The sequence below is a fragment of the Pseudomonas sp. B21-012 genome, assembly GCF_024749305.1.
Taxonomy (GTDB): Bacteria; Pseudomonadota; Gammaproteobacteria; order Pseudomonadales; family Pseudomonadaceae; genus Aquipseudomonas.
The window spans coordinates 1,405,309-1,426,384 of record NZ_CP087197.1 but is presented as its reverse complement, the minus strand read 5'-3'; the positions used below and the strand labels follow the sequence as shown (position 1 = coordinate 1,426,384).

The following is a 21,076-nucleotide window of genomic DNA, read 5'->3' as shown; positions in this document are numbered from 1 at the left end:
ACGCTGTCAACGAACAACGCAGTGAGCAACTCATTGGCCGCCGGCTGGCGGTCTGGATCGCGAAAGGGAGGCAAGTCGAATGACTGGCAAACGCAGATGGATACCGACGCTCGCATTGATCGCGGCCTCGGTGCTGGGCATAAGCGCGGGGGCCGCCAATGCGGCGGACAAACCCAACATCCTGGTGATATTCGGTGACGATATCGGCCAGACCAACATCAGTGCCTATTCGATGGGCGTGGTCGGCTACAAGACCCCGAACATCGACCGGATCGCCAAGGAGGGCATGCTGTTCACCGACTACTACGCTGAGAACAGCTGCACCGCCGGCCGCTCCAGCTTCATCACCGGGCAGACGCCATTGCGTACCGGCCTTTCCAAGGTCGGCGCACCGGGGGCGCCCGTGGGCCTGCAGGACCGCGACATCACCATTGCCCAGGCGCTCAAGTCGCTGGGTTACAGCACTGGCCAGTTTGGCAAGAACCACCTGGGCGACAAAGACGAATACCTGCCGACCAAGCACGGCTTCGACGAGTTTTTCGGCAACCTCTATCACCTCAACGCCGAAGAAGAACCCGAGCGCCCGTACTGGCCCAAGGATCCCAACGACCCTTACGTGAAGAACTTCAGCCCGCGCGGGGTGATTCACGCCTTTGCCGACGGCAAGATCGAAGACACCGGCGCGCTGACCACCAAGCGCATGGAAACCATCGACGATGAAACCACCGCCGGTGCCCAGGCGTTCATCAAGAAACAGGTCGAGGCCGACAAGCCGTTCTTCGTCTGGATGAACACCACGCGCATGCACGTCTACACCCATGTGCGGGACTCGATGAAAGGGCAAAGCGGCATGCCTGGCAACGAGTACGCCGACGGCATGCTCGAACACGACGGTGACGTCGGCAAGCTGTTGCAGACCCTCGATGAGCTGAAGGTCGCCGACAACACCATCGTCGTCTACACCACCGACAACGGCCCCAACCAGTTCTCCTGGCCAGACGCCGCGACCACGCCGTTTCGCAGTGAAAAAGACTCCAACTGGGAAGGCGCCTTCCGCGTCCCGGCGATCATCCGCTGGCCCGGCAAGATCAAGGAAGGCACGGTGTCCAACGAGATGTTCTCGGGCCTGGACTGGTTCCCGACGCTGCTGGCCGCCGCCGGTGCGCCGGATGTGAAAGACAAACTGCTCAAGGGTTGGGCACCGAGCACGGGTGGCAAGAACTTCAAGGTGCACCTGGACGGCTTCAACCAGCTGCCGTACCTGACCGGGCAACAGCCTAAAGGGGCGCGCGACGAGTTCTTCTACTTCAACGATGACGGCGACCTGGTGGCCATGCGCTGGGGCGACTGGAAGGCGGTATTCTGCGAACAGCGCCGGCCGGGTGGTTTCGAAGTCTGGCAGGACCCGTTCGTGTGCCTGCGGGTGCCGAAGATCTTCAACCTGCGCATGGACCCGTATGAGCGCGCCGACGTGGTCTCTGACCAGTACAACGACTGGCTGGCGAAGAACGTCTACCTGACCGGCATCGCAACCATGAAGGCGACGATGTTCCTTGAAACCTTCGTCGACTACCCGCCAAGCCAGCACCCGGCGAGCTTCAGCATCGACCAGGTGCGCAAGCAGGTTGACGCCAAGATCGAAGAGAAAATGAAGCAGAACAAGCAATAACCCTGCACGCCCGCCAGCGGCTTCGGGCCGCTGGCGGGCGCGCTGTTTGCAGCCAGAACATTTCGGCCTGCTGACTGGCATTTGCGCTGCTAGGCTCAAGCACTGCCAGTGCGCTATACCGCACTCTCTGCCGATCACTACAAGGCCTTCGCCCGATGCCGGTTGCCAGCACCTCCCGACGCCGCAAAGCCATTCCCGTATCCGCCGCCCAGACCCTGCCTCGCGTGTCCCTGGCGGCCCTGTTGCTGCTGGCTTCCGGCGCCGCAGCGCTGATCTACCAGGTGCTGTGGATCAAGCAGCTGTCGTTGGTGGTCGGTGTCGAGGTGTATGCCATTACCGCAGGCATCAGTGCGTTTTTCGCAGGCCTGGCCCTCGGTGGTTTGTGGCTGGGGCGGCGCGCTGATGGCCTGGCGCGGCCACTGGCTTTTTACGCCGTGCTCGAAGTGGCGGTGGCCGTGCTCGGCATCGCGGCCACGTTCGGCCTGAGTTGGGCCGCCGGGCCTTTCGCACGCCTGGAAAACAGTATCGGCCTGCTCGCCTGGAGCCTGCCCTTCGCCCTGGTCGGCATCCCGGCTCTATTGATGGGCGGCACCCTGCCGGTGCTGGTACGCGCCGTCACCGCTGATGTCGAGGCCGTTGGCCGCGCGGGTGGCCAGCTGTATGCCGCCAATACGGCGGGCGCCATCATCGGCACCCTGCTTGGCGCCTTCGTGCTGATCCCGGCCCTGGGCATCCGTGGCAGTGCCTGCGCCGCCGCCGTGCTCAACCTGCTGGCCGCAGCCGGCGCCTTGTGGCTGGCCCGTGGCAGCACACCCTGCGCCCCTGCAGCCTGCGTCAGGCAGCCACGCACGGGCTCAAGTTATCTGGCGTTGACGCTGTACGCCGTGGCCGGCGGCATCGCCCTGGGTTACGAAGTGGTCTGGTCGCAAGCCATTGTCCAGTTCATGAGCACCCGCACCTTTGCCTTTGCCGTGGTCCTGGCCACCTACCTGGGCGGGCTGGTGCTGGGCAGCGCGCTGTATGCCCGGCGTGCCGACCGCATCGGCGACCCGTGGGGCGCCTTCGCCGTGCTGATCGCTGCGGCCGGGCTGCTGGCACTGCTGGAAATCGCCGGCCTCGGGCGCTGGCTGATCGCCCTGCAAAGCCAGGCCGAAGCAACGGTGCTGGCCCTCGGTGGCAGCGCCCTGGCGGGCATGTGCGCACGCTTCGCGGTGGTCGCGGTGAGCATCGTGTTCTTGCCCACCACCCTGCTCGGCGCAGCCTTTCCGCTGGCCTTGCGCCTGGTCAGTGAGCAAGGCCATGTCGGCCGCGATGTCGGTTCGGTGGTGGCCTTCAACACCCTCGGCGGGATTGTCGGGGTCATGCTTTGCGGCTTTGTGCTGGTGCCGCAACTGGGCCTGGTGCGCACCCTTGGCCTGCTCGCGGTGCTGGCGGCGCTGGTGGCCTTGCTGGCGGTACTGCGCGGTGAACGGGTCGCCAGTACCAAGCGCCGCACGGTGTTCGTGCTGGGCATTGCCAGCCTGGCGATGGCCTGGCTGACCCCTGCCGAGCGCCTGGCGCAGCTGCTGCCCGGGGCGCGCAACAGCGAACTGGTGTTCTATCAAGAGGGCCGCGGCGGTACGGTGGCGGTGGTCGAGCAGCAAAAGCCCCAGGGCAGTTTTCGCCGTCTGTACATCCAGGGCGTGTCCAACACTGGCGATGCCATGCCGTCGCTGCGCTACATGCGCCTGCAAGCCTTGCTGCCGTTGCTGATCCACAACGGCGAACCACGTTCGGCGCTGGTCATCGGCCTGGGCACCGGCATTACCGCCGGCGCCCTGCTGCGTTATCCGGGCCTTGAGCAACGGGTGGTGGCCGAACTGCTGCCCGGCGTGGTCAGCGCTTCGGCGCTGTTTCAGGGCAACTACAACGCCGCCAGCGACCCGCGCCTGCAGGTGCGCATGCGTGACGGGCGCCGCGAGTTGCTGGGCAATGCGCAACGCTACGACCTGATCACCCTCGAGCCACCGCCGCCGTCGGCGGCCGGCGTGGTCAATCTGTACTCGCGCGACTTCTACCGGCTGGCCGCCAGCCGCCTGAATACGCAAGGCCTGCTGGCCCAATGGCTGCCGTTGCCGACCCAGAACGACGAAGACAGCCGCGCCCTGGTGCGCAGTTTTCTCGATGTGTTCCCCTATGCCTCGCTGTGGACCACCGAGTTTCACGAGATGCTTCTGGTCGGCTCGCAGCAACCGGTGCAGCTTGACCTGGCGAGCATCAGCGAACGCCTGCGCCAACCCGAAGTACAGAGCAGCCTGGCCCAGGTCGGCATCGATTCCGCTGCCAGCCTGCTCGCTACCTGGGTCACCGACCGCGACGGCCTGGAGCGTTATGCCGGTGATGTCGCTGCGGTAACCGACGACCAGCCGCGCATCGAGTACGCGCCCTGGGTGCGCAGCGACGAGATCACCCGGGTACTGCCGGCGCTGATGGCATTGAGCAGCCCGGTACCGATCCAGGGCGCCGATAGCTTGTTTCGCCTGCAACTGGGCGAACAGCGCCAGCGTCTGCAGCGCTTTTACCAGGTCGGCCTCACGGCTTACCGCGGCCAGCGCGAAGCCTGGGCCCGGCAAGTGCGCGAGGTGGCCCGCGAAGATGGCCAGAACCCATATTTTCGCTGGTTCCTCGGCTTGCCCTGAGGCGTGCGGACAGCACGCCCCTCTTTCATCGGATCACGGAAGTCTGCATGTCGAAAGATCGTCGCAAGCGTACCGATACCCCGCCGGCCACTGCGCCGGCGCGTCGACTGTTCTGGCCGCTGCTGGCAGCGTTGGCGCTGTTACTGACGGTGATTGCCTGGGTGCTGGTCGAGCAGAGCGTGCCGCTCACCGCCGCCAGCACCGCGCCAGCCCCGATCGTTGCGCCAGTGGCCCCGGCGAGCCTGGTTGACGAGGCCCAGTGCCAGGGCTGCCACCAGGCCCAGAGCAAGCAGTGGCAAGGCTCGCATCACCAGTTGGCGATGCAGGTCGCCAGTGCCGAGACGGTGCTAGGTGATTTCGCCGAACGCAGCTTCAAGGCCGAAAACGAGGTCACCCGCTTCTTTCGCAAGGGCGGGGATTTCTGGGTCAACACTCCCGGTGCAGACGGTCGCAACCAGGATTATCGCGTCGCTTATGCCTTCGGCATCGAGCCGCTGCAGCAGTACTTGATCGACACCGGCGAAGGCCACCTGCAAGCCCTTGGCGTGGCATGGGATACACAGAACAACCGCTGGTTCCACCTTTATCCGGGCCAGGGCGTGGACTTCAAGAACCCGCTGCACTGGAGCAAGCCGCAACAGAACGCCAACTTCATGTGCGTGGAGTGTCACACCACCGGCTTCAAGCGCAACTTCAACGCCGCCAGCGGCGCCTTCGACAGCCAGTGGAACAGCCTGGGGGTCGGCTGCCAGGCCTGCCACGGCCCGGCCTCCAACCATGTGCAATGGGCGGGGCAAAAGCCCGCCAAGCAAGCCAATGCCGGTTTCAGCCGCAGCCTGGCCCATAGCGACAACATCAGCGAAGTGCAAACCTGCGCCCGCTGCCACGCCCGCCGTGCACCGCTGGGGGATGGCTTTCACAGCGACCGCACGCTGATGGACGACTACCTGCCCAGCCGCCTGACCCGCGAGCTGTATGCCCTGGACGGCAAGATCAAGGATGAGGTGTTCGAGTACGGCGCCTTCAGCCAGAGCAAGATGTTCGCCAAGGGCGTGCGCTGCAGCAACTGCCACGACCCGCACAGCACCCAGCTCAAGGTAGCGGGCGATGGTGTCTGCCTGCAATGCCACAACCCTGCCGGCAAGAGCGCCGTGGCCGGCATCGATGGCAGCGGTTTGCAGGCCAAGGACTACCAGTCCATCGAACACCATCGGCACAGTCCCGGCCAGCCGGGTTCACAATGCGTAGATTGCCACATGCCGGGCAAATTCTACATGGTCAACGACTGGCGCCATGACCATGGTTTCAGCATTCCGGCACCGGCCCAGGCATTGCAACTGGGCACCCCCGACGCCTGCCTGGGCTGTCATAAATCCAGCTCCGGCCAGCGCATCGCCGAACAGTTCCGCCTGTGGTACGGCAAGGACGGCGGCAGCACTTACGCCAGCAGCCTGGAGCGCTTGCGCAGCGGCAAACCCGGCGCCGCCCAGGCGCTGCTGGAGCAGTTGCAGGACCGGCAACTGCCGGCCATCCGCCGCGCCACCTTGCTCGCCGAACTGGCCAACTACCCCAGCGAGCAGAGTTTCCAGGCCGCCGTCCGCGAACTGAAGCACTCCGATGCGCAAGTGCGCCTGAGCGCCCTCGAAGCGCTGGCGGCACTCATGCCTGCCGAGCAGCGCGCCGACCTACTGGCACCGCTGCTGCGAGACCCGACACGGGCGGTGCGCATCGCCGCCGCCCATGCCTTGCTGGCGGCCCGGGCTGCGGGCCTTGGCGTGCATGAAGCGGCCTTCAACAACGCAATCGGCGAGTACGAGCAGGTGCAGTTGAGCCTGCTGGAGCGCGCCGAAGCCAACCTCAATCTGGCCCAGCTCTATCAGGCCAAAGGCCGCGGCGCCGAGGTCGAAGGTTACCTGCGCAGCGCGATCCGGCGCGATGCCGATTTCCTCCCGGCGCAGGTAGCGCTGGCGCAATGGCTCGACAGCCAGGGCCGCAACGCAGAGGCACGGGCCGAGCTTGACCAGGCCCTGGCCCGGCACCCGCAAGCCGCCCTGCTGCACCAGGCCAGCGGCCTGGCGCTGATTCGTCAGGGCCAACGCGAGGCGGCGCTCAAGGCCTTTCGCCAAGCCGTCCAGCTGGAGCCCGAGAATGCTGGCTTCGGCTATGTGCTGGCGGTGGCCCTGCATGACCAGGGGCAGCCAGCCAAGGCCCGCGAGCAACTGTGGCGCAGCCTGCAACAGCACCCCTACAACCGTGACCTGCGCCTGGCGCTGATGCACTACCTGCAACAAGAACACAAACCCGCAGAAGCCGCGCAACTGCTCGATGCCCTGCGCCAGATCAACCCCCACGACCCGCTGCTGCAACCAAGGCCGGTGAGCGGCGGCTGAGCGCTCAGCTGGCCGGCAACACGCTCAGCGGATCGATCGGCTTGCCGTTCTGGCGGATTTCGAAGTACAGCTGCACGCGGTCGGTATCCAGGTCGCCGGCTTCGGCGATCTTCTGGCCCTTGCTGACGGTCTGGCCTTCCTTGACCAGCAACTTGCTGTTGTGGCCGTAGACGCTGGCATGGGCAGTGCCATGCTGGAGGATGATCAGGTTGCCATAGCCGCGGATGTTGGTCGCGAACGCGACCTTGCCACCCAGGCTGGCGTACACCGGCTGGCCCGGGGTGGCGGCGATGCGAATGCCCTTGTTGAGCTTGTCGGCGGAGGAATAGCGGCGGATCAGCGTGCCCTGCAGCGGCCACGCCCAGCCGCGCAGGGTGACCTTGGTGGCCGGCGCCACGGGCCGGGCCTTGCTGGCACTGCTGGTGGTGCGCGTGGTGGTTTTCGAGCCGCCGAAGCGGATGGTCTGGCCGACATTCACCGCATAGGGCGCACTGATGCCGTTGTAGCGCGCCAGTTCCTTGAAGTTCCAGCCATGGCGCGAGGCAATCGAGTACAGGGTATCGCCGCGCTTGACCTTATAGGTGCCGGCCACGACTTTGTTGGCGGAGCTACCGGGGCTTGGGGAATGCGAACTGCATGCAGACATCGCCAGCATTACGGCGATCAGAACAAACCTGAAAAACACACCACTTCCTTTTCCCGGAGACGCCGTTGACGAGGGCGCTACTATAAATCAGTCCGCAGCGTTACGCGGCAATGTCCGTGCAAGTTCGATAAAAGCCCGGGTCGCGGGCGAGATGATGCGCTCATCGACCACCGCCAGCCCCACCATCCGCTTGACCGGCGGATCGAGCGGGCGCTGCACATAAGCCAGGCTCGTGGGCAACGGCAAGGACGATTGCGCGACGATGCTCACTCCGTCACCACGGGCAACCATCTCCAGGGTGCTGAGCAGTTGCGAGGTGCGGTAGCGAACCCGGGGTTGCAGCCTGGCGGCAAGAAACAGCCGCGAGACGATCTCGGCTGAACCGGCCTCGGTAAGCACGAAGGGGTCCAGGCACAGTTGCTTGAGCGTCACTGAAGCGAGCTGCGCCAGCGCATGGTCGGCGGGCAGCAGCGCAACCATCTGGTCCTCCAGCAGCGGGTAGCTGTCGAACTGCTCTTCAGGCAGCACCACGAAACCGACATCGATGCGCCGCTCCTGCAGCCAGTGCAGCACCTGGCGGTCCGGACCTTCGTCGACATGCACCTCGATACCGGGGTACGCCTGGCGGTAGGCAGCAAGAATCGCCGGCAGCAAGCGCACCGACGCTGTCGGCCCGAACGAGCCGATGCGCAGCGTACCCTGCTTCATGCCACGGGCATCGTGGGCTTCCTGGCGCAGGGTTTCGGCCAGGCCGAGCATGGCCTGGGCCCGCGGCAGCAGGCGGCTGCCAATATCGCTCAGCTCGATCTGCCCCTGCTGGCGCTCGAACAGGGCCACGCCAAGCTCTTGCTCCAGGGCGCGGATGGCGTGAGACACCCCTGATTGGGAGATTTTCAGTTGCGCCGCGGCAAGGGTGAAGCCTTTGCGCGCAGCGACCACGGCGAAGATTTCCAGCTGGGTCAAAGTCATCGGCAGCCCATGAGCGATTGCTCATTTCCCTATGAGTCGGCATTCGGACAAGTATGGCGCATCACCTGTACGCCGTCAGCCGGGGCCCGCCATGCCGTCTCAGTTTTGCACCTACCTGAAACTTGCGCTGGTCGCGATGATCTGGGGCGGCACCTTCGTTGCCGGTCGCGCCGTGGCCAGCGCTGTCGATCCGCTGCTGCTCGGCAGCCTGCGCTTTGCCCTGGCCAGCCTGGTGCTGGCGATCATCCTGCGGGTGTCGAAAAAGGGTTTTGTCCGGCTGAGCAAGACCCAGGCCGTGCAAGTCGCCGGCCTGGGGTTTGCCGGCATCTATGCTTATACGCTGTTCTTCTTCCATGGCCTGCAGTACACCGATGCCTCCCGGGCTTCGCTGATCGTGGCGAGCAACCCTGCGGTCATGGCGATCATGGCCTACCTGTGCTTCAGGCAGCGCCTGGGCCGCACACAGTTGCTCGGCGTCGCCCTGTGCCTGCTGGGCGCGGGCTGGGTGGTGCTGGCCCGGGCGCCCGCAGCGATTGGCCAGGGCAGCTGGCTCGGCGATGGCTTGATCTTCGGCTGCGTGCTGAGCTGGGTGATCTTCAGTGTCTGCTGCAGCGGCCTGGTGAAACAGCTCGGCGCGCTGCACACGGTGACCTATGCGGTGTTCGCCGGGGCGGCGATGCTCGGCGTGCACGCCCTGCTCAATGGCAGCCTGAGCATCAGCGCATTGCACGCACTGTCGGCGCCCGAGTTGCTCAGCCTGGGGTACCTGGGGGCACTGGGTTCGGCGCTGGCGTACGTGCTGTATTACGACGCCATCGCCAGGATCGGCGCCACCCGGGCGGGCAGTTTCATTGCCCTCAACCCGCTGACCGCCGTGGTCGCTGGCGCCCTTTTGCTGGGCGAGCAACTGAGCGGCGCCATGCTGGCCGGTGGCACGCTGCTGATCAGCGGCATACTGCTGGTCAACCGCGTGCCGGCACGGCTCAGTTGTCCTGCGGCCAGTGCAGGTTCACCGTGCCGGTCTGGCCGGGAACCAGGTTGACGGCGCCCAGTTGCTGCACGCCATTGCGCGAGGCCACCAGGTTGTAATGACCCGGTGGCAGCTTGACGTAGACCATCGGCCCGACCTGGCTCAGTTGCAGCAAGGTTTGCCCCTGCCCGCCCTGGATCGCCAGGTCGACATCCGGCACATACTTGTTCTCGGGGCCGGTCGAGAAGGTCAGATGCAAGTTATAGCCCTGGACTTGCTGAATGGCCCGCGACTCATCGATGCCGATTCCGCCGCTGACATAGCTCACGCCATTCTGCTCCTGGGGTTGCAACTTGACCCCGGACATGTCAATCGGCTCCTGGTACTGCGCAGCTTGAGCGTGCTGGGCCGGCCAGGCCAACAGCAACGCAGCCAGTGCCGTGGTGAACGCAAGTGTGCTGAAGGATTTCATCGCCATGACTCCTGCGCTACAGCGTCGATACCATTTTACCCCTCTCACTCCTGGCGTTTAGATCAATTCGGCGTGAGGCTTGCGGGCAATACAATGAGGGTTTCGCCGCGTGCTAGAGTCTGCGGCCCAATCCGAAGGTGGACCACGAATGGAACTCTCCCCCGCCGAACATCAGCTGTTGCAGGACCACCACCTGGCCCTGTTCGAAGGCTGCGTGATCTTCGATACTCAACCTGCAATCGACGCCGCCACCCTGGCGCGGATCGAAGCCCAACTGAGCGGCCCGCTACCCGCAGGGCTGTTGCAGCTGTGGCAGACCTGCCTGGGCGGTCGCGTCGGCTATGACCTGGAAGTGGTTTACGACGGCCACCGCCACCCGTTCTCCTTCAGCGAGCTGTTCTACCCGGATAGTGACGGCTACCGCGACCTCTGGGGCTGGATCGAGCACGAACAGGAGCAAGCCGAAGAAGCCGCCCGGGAACACGGCCGCCCCTGGAGCGGCAAGCTCGACTACCTGCCGTTCGGCGGATTCGAATATCTGGAGCGCTTGTACGTGTGCGTCACCCCAGGCCCCAACCATGGCGCGGTGATCGCCTGGAGCCGCGGGCTGCCGCCAGCCTGGGCCGGCAGCCTGCACCAGGACAGCCTGGCACGCATCGCCGACGACATCGCCGGGCTGTTCCACCTGCTGGCCTATGAACAAGACCCGTTCGACCCGCAGGCCGAGTACAGCAGCGCCAGTGAACTGCTCGAAGCGCTGGACGAACTGGAAGCAGCCGGTGAGTCGGGCGTAACGCTCAAGGCGCGGCTTGAGACCTTGCTACGCGAACGAGTACTGGACTGGCGCCCGGCACTGGCTGACGGCAGCCTCGCCGGACAACCACGCCTGCGCCAACTGGCGCTGCTCGATGCGGCCAGCCATGGCGATATCGAGCGCCTGGCAGCCCTGCGCAGGGCCGGCTGCGACCTGAGCGAAACGTTGCGTGGACACGGCGCCAGCCTGGAATGCTGCCTGCAGCATGGACACCTGGAAGCTGCCAGCTGGTTGCTCGACCAAGGCATGCCGGTGCAAGCCGACACGCTGCTGGTAGGCGCTGCGCAGGTAACGCCGGCGCTGGCCAAGCGCTTGCTGGGCCTGGGGGCGATTAGTGAACCCAGTGCGGTGCTCAGCGCCATCGCCCAGGACCACCTGGACAGCGCCGAGATCATCGCCCGGCCACTGCTTGAAGCCTCGCCGGACAGTGCCAGTGTCTTGCAAAAGGCGTTGCTCGAACGCGCCGAGCAGCAGCGGCGCGATGCCAAGCGGATCAAGGCCGGCACGTTGTACAGCAACCTCAGTGCCGCCGACTACCTGGCCGAAGCCGAACGCATCGACGCGCTGCGCCAGCGCCTGTTCAACTGACTGTCAGCCGTTACGGGCCTTGATGTAGGCAAGAAAGCTATCAAGGTCCGAGCTGCTGAGCATCCGCGAGACAGCTTTGACTTCATCCATGGGCCAGTCCCACCAGGCCGCTTCGAGCAAGGTGTTGCGCACTTCTTCGTCAAACCGCCACCTGATCTGCTTGCACGGGTTGCCGCCGACCACCGCAAACGGCGGCACATCGCGGGTCACCAGCGCACCGGCGGCGACAATCGCGCCATGACCGATGGTCACGCCCGAGAGGATCACCGCGTTGGTGCAGATCCAGCAGTCGCTGCCGATCACCACATCGCCCTTGCTCGGCGCATAGTCCTTGATGTCCTTGACGGCATCGACCATGGCCGGGAACGGGTAAGTGGTCAGCCAGTCGGTACGGTGCTCACCGCCGAGCAGTATCTGTACGCCCGCTGCGATCGAGGTGTAGGAACCGATCTTCAGCACTGTATCGTCACCGAACTCGACAACTTCCGGAATCCCGTAGGTGCCCACCCCGACGCTATAACGTGGGTAACGCAGCCTGATCTTTTCTGCCGCGCGCTCAAGCTTGTCCATCGAGCGCAGTCGCTTGCGCTCACGCCGCTGTTTGAAGAGGTCGAATAACTTCACAAAGGGGTCCTTGCTGATCAACGGTGCAGTACGAGGCGCTTCAGGCGTTTGAATGTGGTGCGGTTGTAATGGCGTAGCGGGATCGAGCGCAACAGTTGCCAGGCAAATTTCTTGTCGGCGACCACCGCATACTTCAATGCCTTGTTGATCAGCACCGTCCTGCCCTGCTGATAGCCGGGATGCGTTTTGAAGGGCGCCATCGCCAGCATATCGGCATCCAGCAGGACCTTGAACTTTCGCGACAGGTTGTTGGGGTGGCGGCGATAGCGCGTCACGCACACCGGCAACTCGTGAATCTGGTAGCCCTTGCTGGCGATCCTGAGGGTGATCTGGAAATCCTGGACCTTGATCGCCGGGTCGTAGAACTGCGCCGCGCGCATCGCCTGCATGCGGTACAACGCGCCCGGCGCACCGATGACCACTGCCTCGCGGACGATCTGGTCGAAGCTGAAGGTCTTTACCTCGGTGCGCTGCTGGGTCTTGGTTTCGGCGCCATCGCTGTCCATGTAGGCGATCAGGGCGCCGACGCAGCCGACCTCGGGGTGCTCGTCCAGGTACCTGGCCCTGACGCTGAGCGAATGCGGGAGCATGATGTCGTCCAGGTCCGGAGTGGACACATACACGCCCCGGGCATGCTTGAGGCCATTGTTCAGCGTGGCACTGACGCCCTGATTGTGCTGGGTCAGCAGGGTGAAAGCGTAGGTGTCCTGCAGCGCCCGGAGCATGGCAAGGCTGTTGTCCGTCGAGCCATCGTCGACAATGATCACCTCGAAGTTGGGGTAATCCTGGGCAAAGATGCTCTGCAGCGCGGCCTCAAGGAACTTCTCGGCGTTGTAGCAAGGAGCGACGACCGAGATCAGTGGCGGCGACTGGGAAGGCTGCTGGGCGTGTTCTTGGGTCATTACGGGTAAAAGCCTTATGCCGGCCTCACGACGGAGGCGGGTCATCTTTGAGTTCGAAGTGGCACCATGATGCTGGAACTCTGCATGGTTGTCATGGTTCGCTCCAGAAACATGTCGAAACACCTACAGCTGCAAGAAAGGTAAGCGGCGAGATTATCATCAGCAGCGTAACTGCTAATAATTCTCATAAACACTTACATTTAATTTTCACTGGGGTGAAACTTTACATGTCTTGCCAACTTGCTCGTGGTCGTTCATCGCATTCCTTCATGGCTTCAGCGCTGGGCCTTGCCGTCGCTTCAACATCAAGCTATTCGCTCGCCGAGAAGGCGTCCAGCCCGCCTATGGAGCTGGGCAATATCAACATCGATGCCAAGGCCAGCAGCGACTACAAGACTGAACGCTCGGCGTCGGGCAAGTACACCACCACCCTGCTCGACACCCCGCAGACCATCACCGTGGTGCCCTCCCAGGTAATCAAGGAGCAGCAGGCCCTGAGCCTGCGCCAGGTACTGTCCAACGTCTCCGGCATCACCTTCAACGCCGGCGAAGGCGGTGGCGGCTCGGGCGACAGCATCAACATCCGCGGCTTCTCGGCCAACAGCAATATCCAGATCGACGGCTTGCGCGACAGCGCCCAGACCAACCGCACCGACACCTTCAATGTCGAGCAGGTCGAGGTCATCAAAGGCCCCAACTCGGTGTTCGGCGGTGCCGGCACCACCGGCGGTAGCATCAACATCATTAGCAAGCAGCCCCAGGACCAGGCCTTCACCCGCCTGGGCGGCAGTGTCGGCACCGACAGCTACTACCGCATGACCCTGGACAGCAACCAGCCGCTGGAGGGCGTAGGGCATGACAGCGCGTTTCGCATCAACCTCATGGGCCACCAGAACGATGTGGCCGGCCGCGAACAGATCGACCGTGAACGCTGGGGGCTCGCCCCCTCGCTGCGCCTGGGCCTGAGCGAATCCACGCGCCTGACCCTGAGCGCCTTCCACCAGGTCGATGACAACCTGCCCGACTACGGCGTACCGGCCCTGGACGGCAAACGCCTGGCCGGCGTCAGCCGCGAAGACTACTTCGGCTGGAAGAACCTCGACAAGGAAGAGATCGAGCAAAGCTCGTTCACCGCCAACTTCGAGCACGACTTCAACAACAACCTGCGCCTGCAAAACCTTACGCGCTACAGCCACATTGCCCGCGACACCACGGTGTCGGCTTCGCACGTCAACACCACCGGCCTGCCGCCTGGCCGCTATCGCCCCGCCGGCCCCCAGGGCTACGGGCGCGATGCGACCACCGAAATGTGGATCAACCAGACCAACCTGATCAGCAACTTCAAGCTGCTGGGCATGCGTCATGACCTGGTCACCGGCATGGAAGTGTCACGCGAAACCATGGACCTGAAGACCTACGGCTACGGCTTGAGCAACGCCCTGTATCCCGCTAATGGTTATGATCTGAGCAACCCGCCGGGGCACTGGTCGGGGCCGGCCAACAAGGCCACCAGCAGCTACACCGACACCGAGCTGACCAACCAGGCGCTGTACATCTTCGACACCATTGCCCTGCATGAGCAATGGGACCTGAACCTGGGCCTGCGCTACGACAAGTTCAAAGGTCAGACCCAAGGCTACGACGCCGGGCATGTACGCACCTCCGACTTCGACTCCACCGACGAGAAACTCAGTGGCCGTGCCGGGCTGGTCTACAAACCGACTGAGAACGGGCGTATCTACCTGGCCTGGGGCAACTCCTTCAACCCTTCGGCAGAGAGCCTGGCCTCCACCGGCGGCGGCCTGAGCGCGGCCACCGAAAACCTCGCCCCGGAAAAGAACGAAACCTGGGAACTGGGGACCAAATGGGAGCTGCTCGACAAGCGCCTGGAGCTGGACGCGGCGCTGTTTCGGGTAGAAAAGACCAACGCCCGCGAAACCATGGCCGACGGCTCCACCCAACTGGCCGGCAAGCAGCGTGTACAGGGCGTCGAAGTCGGGGTCACCGGGCATATCACCGAGCAGTGGGATGTGTTCGCCAACTACACCTTCCTCGACAGTGAAACCCTCAAGGCCGCCAACACTGCAGCCGGTATCGCCCGTGAAGGCCAGGCCCTGGGCAACACCCCGCCGCGCTCGCTGAACCTGTGGACCACTTACCAGCTGCCGGCTGGCTGGACCCTGGGCTATGGCGCGCGTTATGTCAGCGAACGCAACGTCACCTCCAGCACCAGCGCCAAGCTTGACGCCTACTGGCTGCACAACGCCATGGTGGCGTACCGGGTCAACGAAGACCTCGACCTGCAGCTGAACGTCAACAACCTGTTCAACAAGGACTATGTCGAGCGTGTACGCCAGCAGAACGGTACCGATGCGCGTTCTTCGGCCATCGAGTATGGCGATGCGCGTTCGGCGATTCTGTCGGCGACCTACGCGTTCTGATAGGTAGGAAACGAAAAAGCCCGCGACCTTTGCAGGACGCGGGCTTTCTCTTACAGCGTATGGTGGGTCGTGTAGGATTCGAACCTACGACCAATTGGTTAAAAGCCAACTGCTCTACCAACTGAGCTAACGACCCGTTGGATGGCGCGTATAATACTGATTTCTAACAGGAAATCAACACCCCATCGCAAAATAATTTAAAAATATCTGGTCGGGTCCTCTACACCGGCGGCTTTAAAGCCGTCGGCGCGCAGACGGCAGCTGTCACATTTGCCGCACGCACGGCCTTGATCGTCGGCCTGATAGCAGGAAACGGTCAGGCTGTAATCCACCCCGCGGGCCATGCCGGCCTGGACGATCTGCGCCTTGCTGAGGTTCTGCAGCGGTGCCTGGATGCGAAAGCCGTTGCCTTCGACACCGGCTTTGGTAGCCAGGTTGGCCATGCGCTCGAACGCCTCGACGAACTCCGGGCGGCAATCCGGGTAACCGGAGTAATCCACGGCGTTGACGCCGATGAAGATATCGCGGGCTTCCAGTACTTCTGCCCAGCCCAGGGCCAGGGACAGGAACACCGTATTGCGTGCCGGCACGTAAGTGACCGGGATGCCTTCGCTCGGCGCTTCAGGTACATCGATGCTGCTGTCGGTCAGGGCCGAGCCGCCAATACCGTCCAGGCTCAGGCCGATGACCTTGTGTTCGACCACGCCCAGGTCGCGGGCAACCCGCGCTGCGGCGTTGAGCTCGGCGCGGTGGCGCTGGCCGTAGTCGAAGCTCATGGTGTAGCAGCTGTAGCCCTCGGCCTTGGCCATGGCAACAACAGTGGCCGAGTCGAGGCCGCCGGAAAGCAGAATTACCGCACGTTTCTCAGTCATTGCATCACTCCTGTCAGCGTCCCGGTTCGTCGTTCCACAGCAGCTTGTGCAGCTGCATCTGGAAACGAACCGGCAAATTATCGGCCACGATCCAGTCGGCCAGGTCGGTGGCACTCACCTGGTGGTGGCTGGGCGAGAAGAGGACATCGCCAGCGCGTTTTTCCAGGCCATATTGAATGAGCTTGGACACCGCCCAATCGTAGTCTTCACGGGAACAGATAACGAACTTGACCTGGTCATTCGGGGTCAGCAGCTCGATATTCTCGTAACGGTTGCGGTGAACTTCCTCGGAGCCTGGGGTTTTCAGGTCGACCACGCGACTGACCCGGGTGTCGACCCTGGAAATATCCAGGGCGCCACTGGTCTCCAGCGAAACCTCGTAACCGGCGTCGCACAGCTGCTTGAGCAAAGGGATGGCATTGGGCTGGGCCAGCGGCTCGCCGCCGGTGACGCAGACATAGCGCGGCTTGAAGCCGGCGACCTGGTCGAGGATCGAGTCGAGGGTGCGGATGCTGCCGCCACTGAATGCGTACTCGCTGTCGCAATACTGGCAACGCAGCGGGCAGCCGGTGAGGCGGACGAATACCGTGGGCAGCCCAGCGGTACGCGTTTCACCCTGCAAAGAGTAAAAAACTTCGGTAATGCGTAATGTGTCTTGCATAGTCGCCACGGGCGTAACAGCTAAACAGGCTGTCCGCCTCCGTCAGGCACTGCTGAGAACCCGTCATCGCGTAGTTCGCAGCAGCGTGTTTCATAAAAGGGCAGTGATTCTAACGAAAAAACCCGCGACTAGCGCGGGTTTCTTTTAAAACGGCTGGTTCAGAGCTTTTGCAAATCGCGCTGGGCCAGTTGTGCAGCCGAGGTACCCGGGTACTGGGTAACCACCTGCTGGAGAATGCCCTTGACCCGGTCGGTGTGACCCAGGCGGCGTTCCACGTCGGCGAGCTTGTACAGCGAATCCGGCACCTTGTTGTGCTTGGGATACAGCTGGCTCACTTTGGCAAAGGCTTGCCCTGCCGCTTGCAGGTCACCCTTGGCCAGGTTTACTTCACCAAGCCAGTACTGGGCGTTGCCGGCATACTGGCTGTTCGGGTACTTGCGCAGGAAGGCGTTGAACGCCTGGCTGGCCTTGTCGAAATCCTTGGCTTTGATCAGGTCGAAAGCAGCGTCGTAATAGAGCTTCTCTTTCGCCGGATCGCCAGGTTCGCTGCTGGCGGCAGGCTGTTGGCCGGTGGCAGCACCGGCGCCAGCGCCTGCAGCAGCACCGGCGGCTTCGCCACCGGCTGGGGAATTGGGCGGAGTGGCGGCAGGTGCAACACCGCTTCCGATACGCCGATCCAGGTCCTGGTATCGCTCCAGGCTCTCCTGTTTCATGCGTGACACGTCATTCTGCAGCTCTTCAATGACGCCTTGTTGACGCGCTATCTGCTCCTGCATTTGCTGCAGTTGCATGAACAGCTGGCCCTGTGCCGAGGCAGGGGCCGTAACCCCTCCCCCGGCATAGGCGCCGTTCGTACCATAACCCGCAGGCGGATAGCTGCTTGCGCCGCTATAGCCTGCGTTGTCATCAACAACAGGAACCTCAGCCCAGGCCATGAGAGGCAGGGTGAGAGCCAGGACGGTTACAGCACGACGGCACGTTCGCATATCGAATTACTTACGCAGTTCGACGCGACGGTTCTGAGCCCAGGACTGCTCGTCGTTACCGGTAGCAACTGGACGCTCTTCGCCGTAGGAAACCAGTTCCAGCTGGGCAGGAGAAACGCCTTGCAGTACCAGGTAGCGTTGAACGGCTTTCGCACGACGCTCGCCCAGAGCCATGTTGTATTCGCGAGTACCACGCTCGTCGGTGTTACCTTCCAGAACGACGCGAGCGCCGTTGCCTTTCAGGTCCTTGGCATGAACGTCCAGAGCGCGCATGGCTTCTGGCTTCAGGTCCGAGCTGTCGTATTCGAAGTAGAAGGTGGTGATTGCGCGCAGAGCAGCTTCTTCGCTCAGGCTGCCGTCAACAGCGCCAGTGTTGGCACCGTAGCCAGCGTTAGGATCAACCTGGCCTTGACCAGCATCGTCGCCGCCTTTCGAGGAGCAACCTACAGCTACGGCCATGGCCAGAGCCAGCGCAGCAAACTTACCAAACTTCAGCATTTCCATCGTGAAACTCCTAATGAACCCCAGTGTGTTAAGTAAAACGTAAAGCGCCGCGTCAGTTCAGGTAAGGGGACCAGGACGGTTCTCTGACTTCGCCTTGAGCGGTAGGAAGCGGGAGCCTCACGCGTCCGTTGAGAGAGACGAGCATCAAGACTCCCCGGCCCTGCTGGCGGGTGGCGTAGATTAGCATGGTGCCGTTGGGCGCAACAGTGGGTGACTCATCAAGACTTGTTTCCGAGAGAATCTTTACACTGCCGCGTTGCAAATCTTGTGCAGCCACTTTGAAGTTGGTGAAACCTTGTTGGCGATGAATCATCACCAGGGTCTTTTCATCCGCCGACAGTTTAGGGTTGGCGTTGTAGTTACCCACGAAAGTTACCCGCTCTGCACCACCACCGGAAACATTGGTTTTGTAGATCTGTGGTTTACCACCGCGGTCGGAGGTGAAGTAGATGGTCGAGCCATCTTTACCCCAGAACGGTTCGGTGTTGATACCCGGGCCTGCGGTCACGCGCGACAGCTGGCGCGAACCCATGTTCATCACGTAGATGTCCGGGTTGCCGTCCTTGGACAGCACGAACGCCAGGCGCGAACCATCCGGTGACCAGGCTGGCGCACCGTTGAGGCCTTCGAAGTTGGTGATCTGCTCACGGCGACCGGTATCGATATGCTGGACGAAGATGCGCGGACGCTTCTGCTCGAACGACACATAGGCAATGCGCTTGCCGTCTGGTGCAAAGCGCGGCGACAGGATCGGCTCACGCGACTGCAGCAGGGTTACCGCCCGCGCACCGTCGTAGTCCGAACGCTGCAGGGTGTAACGGGTGTTGTTGGTCGAGAAGCGCTCGGCGGTCACGTAAAGCATGCGGGTAGAGAATGCACCCTTGATGCCGGTGAGCTTTTCGAACGACTGGTCGGCGATGTAGTGGGACATGTCGCGCAGTTGATCGACGCTGCCCGAGACGCTGCCGGTCAGCACTTGCTGCTCGGTGGCGACGTTGAACAGCGCGTACTGCACCTGCAGGCGGCCGCCGGACGGGACGATGCTGCCGACCATCACGTACTGGGCGCCCAGGGCTTTCCAGTCACGGAAGATCACTTCGCTGGCCTGGCTCGGCTGGCTGATCATGTTCTGGCGCGGGATCGGCGAGTAATAACCGGAGTTGCGCAGGTCATTGCCGATGATGTCAGCCATGTCTTCAGGCAGCACGCTGCCGCCCTGCAGCCCGAACGGCACGACCGCGATCGGCGTGGCGCGATCGCTGCCGCTGGTGACCAGAATGTTCTTTTCATCTGCTACGGCCAACCCTGCTGCACAGCAGAGAACGACCAGCAGTCCTCGAAGAAGGTTAATCACAAGGCTAGATCCTCAGGTGTGAATGTCATCTTGAATGAACGATAGGGATTGAATTCGCTCGGTTTCAAGCCCTGCATTTCGGTTAAACGACCAATGTTCTTGACCGCTGCCACAGCCGAGCTGTCAAACGGACCGTCACCACTGGAGCGGGCTACGCTCACCGAGGTAATGGTGCCGTCCGGCAACATGCCGATCTGCAGGACCACCGTCATGTTCTTGCGCGCAGAAGGCGGACGTGCCCAACCCTCGGCCGCACGTGCACGGATCAGGTCGTCGAAATCGCCGGCTACCTGGTCACCCTGCTCGTCAGCCAGGGCCTGCTGCCGTTCGGTGGTATCGGACAGAAGCTCGGCCAGGGCCTGGGCTTTCTTGTCTTCCGCCGCCTTGCGGGCTGCATCCTGTGCCTTCTTCTTGGCCGCATCAGCTGCGGCTTTCTTCTTGGCGTCTTCGGCGGCTTTCTTCTTCGCCTCTTCAGCCGTTGCTTTTTTCTTGGCGTCCTCGGCCGCCTTCTTCTTGGCGTCCTCGGCTGCTTTTTTCTTGGCTTCTTCAGCCGCCTGCTTCTTGGCCTCTTCGTCAGCCTTTTTCTTGGCTTCCTCTTCGGCCTTCTTCTTGGCGATGTCAGCCTGTTGCTTCTCGGCAGCCTTCTTCGCCTCTTCGGCTTTCTTGGCTTCGGCGGTTTTCTTCGCTTGCTCGGCCTTCTCGGCCTGTTCGGCTTTCTTCGCTTCAGCTTCGGCTCGCGCCTCTTCGGCCTTTTGAGCCGCTTCTTCTTTCTTTTGTTCCGCAGCCTTCACTGCCTGCTGCTCGACCTTCTTCTGTTCCATCTGTTCTTCTTCGGTTTGACGCGAAGCAGTCTTCTTGGCCTCACCGGCAATCTTCTGATTGGTCTGGGTGGTGGCCTGGCTCTTGGATTTGAGCTGGTACAGGGTTGCCTGGACAATAGGCTTGGCCGGCGGCAGCTCCGGGGTCATGGCAAAGCTGACGAACAGCATGCCGAACACCAGAACGTGCAGCGCAATGGCCCAGACACTGGGCCAGAAATAGCTTTCCGAGGCGGATGGCTCTCGCTGTTGCATCAGGGCGCCTCGGTAATCAGGCCAACGTTACCGACACCTGCCTTCTGCAACCCGCCCATGGCACCCATGACCGCGCCGTAGTCGACGGACTTGTCGCCACGGATGAAGACCTGGGTCTGCTTGCCCTGGTCACGGCCGGCGCTGATGATCTTGGTCACGGCGTCGGTCATTTGCGGCAAGGTCATGGCCTTGTCCATCTGCTTGTCGGTGTCGACTTCGCTGCCAAGGTTCCAGTAGTAGGTCTTGTCAGCCTTGATCGAAATGGTCAGGACCTGGGTGTTGTTGTCCTGCGGCAAGGCTTCACTGGAAACCTTGGGCAGGTCGACCTTCACGCCCTGGTTGAGCATCGGTGCGGTCACCATGAAAATCACCAGCAGTACCAGCATCACGTCGATGTATGGCACCACGTTCATTTCGGCGACCGGCTTGCGTTTGTGGCGAACTCGGGCCATGGGCTTTTACC

The 21,076-nt window shown here is 62.8% G+C and carries 18 protein-coding genes and 1 tRNA gene; 6 read left to right on the top strand and 13 right to left on the bottom strand.

All coding sequences use genetic code 11. The features are described 5' to 3' along the window. Positions 1 to 79: 79 nt before the first annotated feature. The 3 genes from LOY37_RS06525 to LOY37_RS06515 all read left to right on the top strand — a co-directional run bounded on the left by LOY37_RS06525 (position 80) and on the right by LOY37_RS06515 (position 6,737). Positions 80 to 1,669, top strand: a complete 1,590-nt coding sequence (locus LOY37_RS06525; protein WP_093386412.1) for an arylsulfatase — start codon at positions 80 to 82, stop codon at positions 1,667 to 1,669. 155 nt (positions 1,670 to 1,824) lie between these two features. Next, entirely contained in the window at positions 1,825 to 4,347 is a 2,523-nt protein-coding gene (locus LOY37_RS06520) for a fused MFS/spermidine synthase (protein WP_258716496.1), read from the top strand. 47 nt (positions 4,348 to 4,394) lie between these two features. After that, positions 4,395 to 6,737 carry a tetratricopeptide repeat protein gene (locus LOY37_RS06515; protein WP_258716495.1) on the top strand — a complete coding sequence of 781 codons (2,343 nt, stop codon included), beginning with the start codon at positions 4,395 to 4,397 and terminating at the stop codon, positions 6,735 to 6,737. Positions 6,738 to 6,741: 4 nt separating this feature from the next. On the opposite strand, the gene LOY37_RS06510 is transcribed toward LOY37_RS06515, so the two are convergent. Together LOY37_RS06510 and LOY37_RS06505 are read right to left on the bottom strand one after the other, a co-directional pair. Then, positions 6,742 to 7,422 (bottom strand): peptidoglycan DD-metalloendopeptidase family protein, encoded by a 681-nt coding sequence (locus LOY37_RS06510; protein ID WP_258596867.1) that lies wholly within the window; start codon positions 7,420 to 7,422, stop codon positions 6,742 to 6,744. A 48-nt stretch (positions 7,423 to 7,470) separates the two neighbouring features. Beyond that, positions 7,471 to 8,352, bottom strand: a complete 882-nt coding sequence (locus LOY37_RS06505; protein ID WP_258716494.1) for a LysR family transcriptional regulator — start codon at positions 8,350 to 8,352, stop codon at positions 7,471 to 7,473. A 91-nt stretch (positions 8,353 to 8,443) separates the two neighbouring features. Between LOY37_RS06505 and LOY37_RS06500 the strand changes: the two genes are divergently transcribed. Beyond that, complete coding sequence (locus tag LOY37_RS06500; protein ID WP_258716493.1) at positions 8,444 to 9,394, top strand: DMT family transporter; 951 nt, start codon at positions 8,444 to 8,446, stop codon at positions 9,392 to 9,394. Here LOY37_RS06500 and LOY37_RS06495 read toward each other — a convergent pair. After that, a complete protein-coding gene (locus LOY37_RS06495; RefSeq protein WP_258716492.1) occupies positions 9,336 to 9,794 on the bottom strand; it encodes a carboxypeptidase regulatory-like domain-containing protein in 459 nt (152 codons plus the stop codon). The genes LOY37_RS06500 and LOY37_RS06495 overlap by 59 nt on opposite strands. 148 nt (positions 9,795 to 9,942) lie before the next feature. Here LOY37_RS06495 and LOY37_RS06490 point away from each other — a divergent pair, with 148 nt between their 5' ends. After that, positions 9,943 to 11,196: an ankyrin repeat domain-containing protein gene (locus LOY37_RS06490; protein WP_258716491.1), complete on the top strand. Its 1,254-nt coding sequence runs from the start codon at positions 9,943 to 9,945 to the stop codon at positions 11,194 to 11,196. A 3-nt stretch (positions 11,197 to 11,199) separates the two neighbouring features. Here the strand turns inward: LOY37_RS06490 and LOY37_RS06485 are convergent, their stop codons facing one another. Next, the gene (locus LOY37_RS06485; protein ID WP_408980722.1) at positions 11,200 to 11,766 is read right to left on the bottom strand and encodes a CatB-related O-acetyltransferase; all 567 of its coding nucleotides are present in this window, start codon (positions 11,764 to 11,766) and stop codon (positions 11,200 to 11,202) included. Between the two features lie 71 nt (positions 11,767 to 11,837). Next, complete coding sequence (locus LOY37_RS06480; RefSeq protein ID WP_258716489.1) at positions 11,838 to 12,722, bottom strand: glycosyltransferase family 2 protein; 885 nt, start codon at positions 12,720 to 12,722, stop codon at positions 11,838 to 11,840. Positions 12,723 to 12,991: 269 nt separating this feature from the next. Here LOY37_RS06480 and LOY37_RS06475 point away from each other — a divergent pair, with 269 nt between their 5' ends. After that, on the top strand, positions 12,992 to 15,163 hold the full coding sequence (locus LOY37_RS06475) for a TonB-dependent siderophore receptor (protein ID WP_258716488.1): 2,172 nt from the start codon (positions 12,992 to 12,994) through the stop codon (positions 15,161 to 15,163). Between the two features lie 60 nt (positions 15,164 to 15,223). On the opposite strand, the gene LOY37_RS06470 is transcribed toward LOY37_RS06475, so the two are convergent. The 8 genes from LOY37_RS06470 to tolR all read right to left on the bottom strand — a co-directional run bounded on the left by LOY37_RS06470 (position 15,224) and on the right by tolR (position 21,065). After that, positions 15,224 to 15,299, bottom strand: a tRNA-Lys gene (locus LOY37_RS06470). 61 nt (positions 15,300 to 15,360) lie between these two features. Next, the gene (gene queC / locus LOY37_RS06465; protein ID WP_045193531.1) at positions 15,361 to 16,035 is read right to left on the bottom strand and encodes a 7-cyano-7-deazaguanine synthase QueC; all 675 of its coding nucleotides are present in this window, start codon (positions 16,033 to 16,035) and stop codon (positions 15,361 to 15,363) included. A 13-nt stretch (positions 16,036 to 16,048) separates the two neighbouring features. Further along, complete coding sequence (gene queE, locus LOY37_RS06460) at positions 16,049 to 16,696, bottom strand: 7-carboxy-7-deazaguanine synthase QueE (protein WP_093386470.1); 648 nt, start codon at positions 16,694 to 16,696, stop codon at positions 16,049 to 16,051. A 158-nt stretch (positions 16,697 to 16,854) separates the two neighbouring features. After that, entirely contained in the window at positions 16,855 to 17,682 is an 828-nt protein-coding gene (gene ybgF / locus LOY37_RS06455; RefSeq protein ID WP_258609908.1) for a tol-pal system protein YbgF, read from the bottom strand. Between the two features lie 6 nt (positions 17,683 to 17,688). Beyond that, positions 17,689 to 18,186: a peptidoglycan-associated lipoprotein Pal gene (gene pal, locus LOY37_RS06450; RefSeq protein WP_010223188.1), complete on the bottom strand. Its 498-nt coding sequence runs from the start codon at positions 18,184 to 18,186 to the stop codon at positions 17,689 to 17,691. A 52-nt stretch (positions 18,187 to 18,238) separates the two neighbouring features. Beyond that, positions 18,239 to 19,540 (bottom strand): Tol-Pal system beta propeller repeat protein TolB, encoded by a 1,302-nt coding sequence (gene tolB / locus LOY37_RS06445; RefSeq protein ID WP_045193535.1) that lies wholly within the window; start codon positions 19,538 to 19,540, stop codon positions 18,239 to 18,241. Further along, positions 19,537 to 20,613, bottom strand: coding sequence for a cell envelope integrity protein TolA (gene tolA, locus LOY37_RS06440; RefSeq protein ID WP_045193536.1), 1,077 nt, complete (start codon positions 20,611 to 20,613; stop codon positions 19,537 to 19,539). The genes tolB and tolA overlap by 4 nt, the downstream gene beginning before the upstream one ends. Continuing rightward, positions 20,613 to 21,065, bottom strand: a complete 453-nt coding sequence (tolR, locus tag LOY37_RS06435; protein ID WP_045193537.1) for a protein TolR — start codon at positions 21,063 to 21,065, stop codon at positions 20,613 to 20,615. Before tolR ends, tolA begins: the two co-directional genes overlap by 1 nt. Positions 21,066 to 21,076: the final 11 nt, after the last annotated feature.

Coding starts and splice junctions, on each gene's coding strand:
- LOY37_RS06525 (WP_093386412.1), top strand. CDS start 80: ATGACTGGCAAACGCAGATGGATACCGACGCTCGCATTGATCGCGGCC.
- LOY37_RS06520 (WP_258716496.1), top strand. CDS start 1,825: ATGCCGGTTGCCAGCACCTCCCGACGCCGCAAAGCCATTCCCGTATCC.
- LOY37_RS06515 (WP_258716495.1), top strand. CDS start 4,395: ATGTCGAAAGATCGTCGCAAGCGTACCGATACCCCGCCGGCCACTGCG.
- LOY37_RS06505 (WP_258716494.1), bottom strand. CDS start 8,352: ATGACTTTGACCCAGCTGGAAATCTTCGCCGTGGTCGCTGCGCGCAAA.
- LOY37_RS06500 (WP_258716493.1), top strand. CDS start 8,444: ATGCCGTCTCAGTTTTGCACCTACCTGAAACTTGCGCTGGTCGCGATG.
- LOY37_RS06495 (WP_258716492.1), bottom strand. CDS start 9,794: ATGAAATCCTTCAGCACACTTGCGTTCACCACGGCACTGGCTGCGTTG.
- LOY37_RS06490 (WP_258716491.1), top strand. CDS start 9,943: ATGGAACTCTCCCCCGCCGAACATCAGCTGTTGCAGGACCACCACCTG.
- LOY37_RS06485 (WP_408980722.1), bottom strand. CDS start 11,766: ATGGACAAGCTTGAGCGCGCGGCAGAAAAGATCAGGCTGCGTTACCCA.
- LOY37_RS06480 (WP_258716489.1), bottom strand. CDS start 12,722: ATGACCCAAGAACACGCCCAGCAGCCTTCCCAGTCGCCGCCACTGATC.
- LOY37_RS06475 (WP_258716488.1), top strand. CDS start 12,992: ATGGCTTCAGCGCTGGGCCTTGCCGTCGCTTCAACATCAAGCTATTCG.
- queC (WP_045193531.1), bottom strand. CDS start 16,035: ATGACTGAGAAACGTGCGGTAATTCTGCTTTCCGGCGGCCTCGACTCG.
- queE (WP_093386470.1), bottom strand. CDS start 16,696: ATGCAAGACACATTACGCATTACCGAAGTTTTTTACTCTTTGCAGGGT.
- ybgF (WP_258609908.1), bottom strand. CDS start 17,682: ATGCGAACGTGCCGTCGTGCTGTAACCGTCCTGGCTCTCACCCTGCCT.
- pal (WP_010223188.1), bottom strand. CDS start 18,186: ATGGAAATGCTGAAGTTTGGTAAGTTTGCTGCGCTGGCTCTGGCCATG.
- tolA (WP_045193536.1), bottom strand. CDS start 20,613: ATGCAACAGCGAGAGCCATCCGCCTCGGAAAGCTATTTCTGGCCCAGT.
- tolR (WP_045193537.1), bottom strand. CDS start 21,065: ATGGCCCGAGTTCGCCACAAACGCAAGCCGGTCGCCGAAATGAACGTG.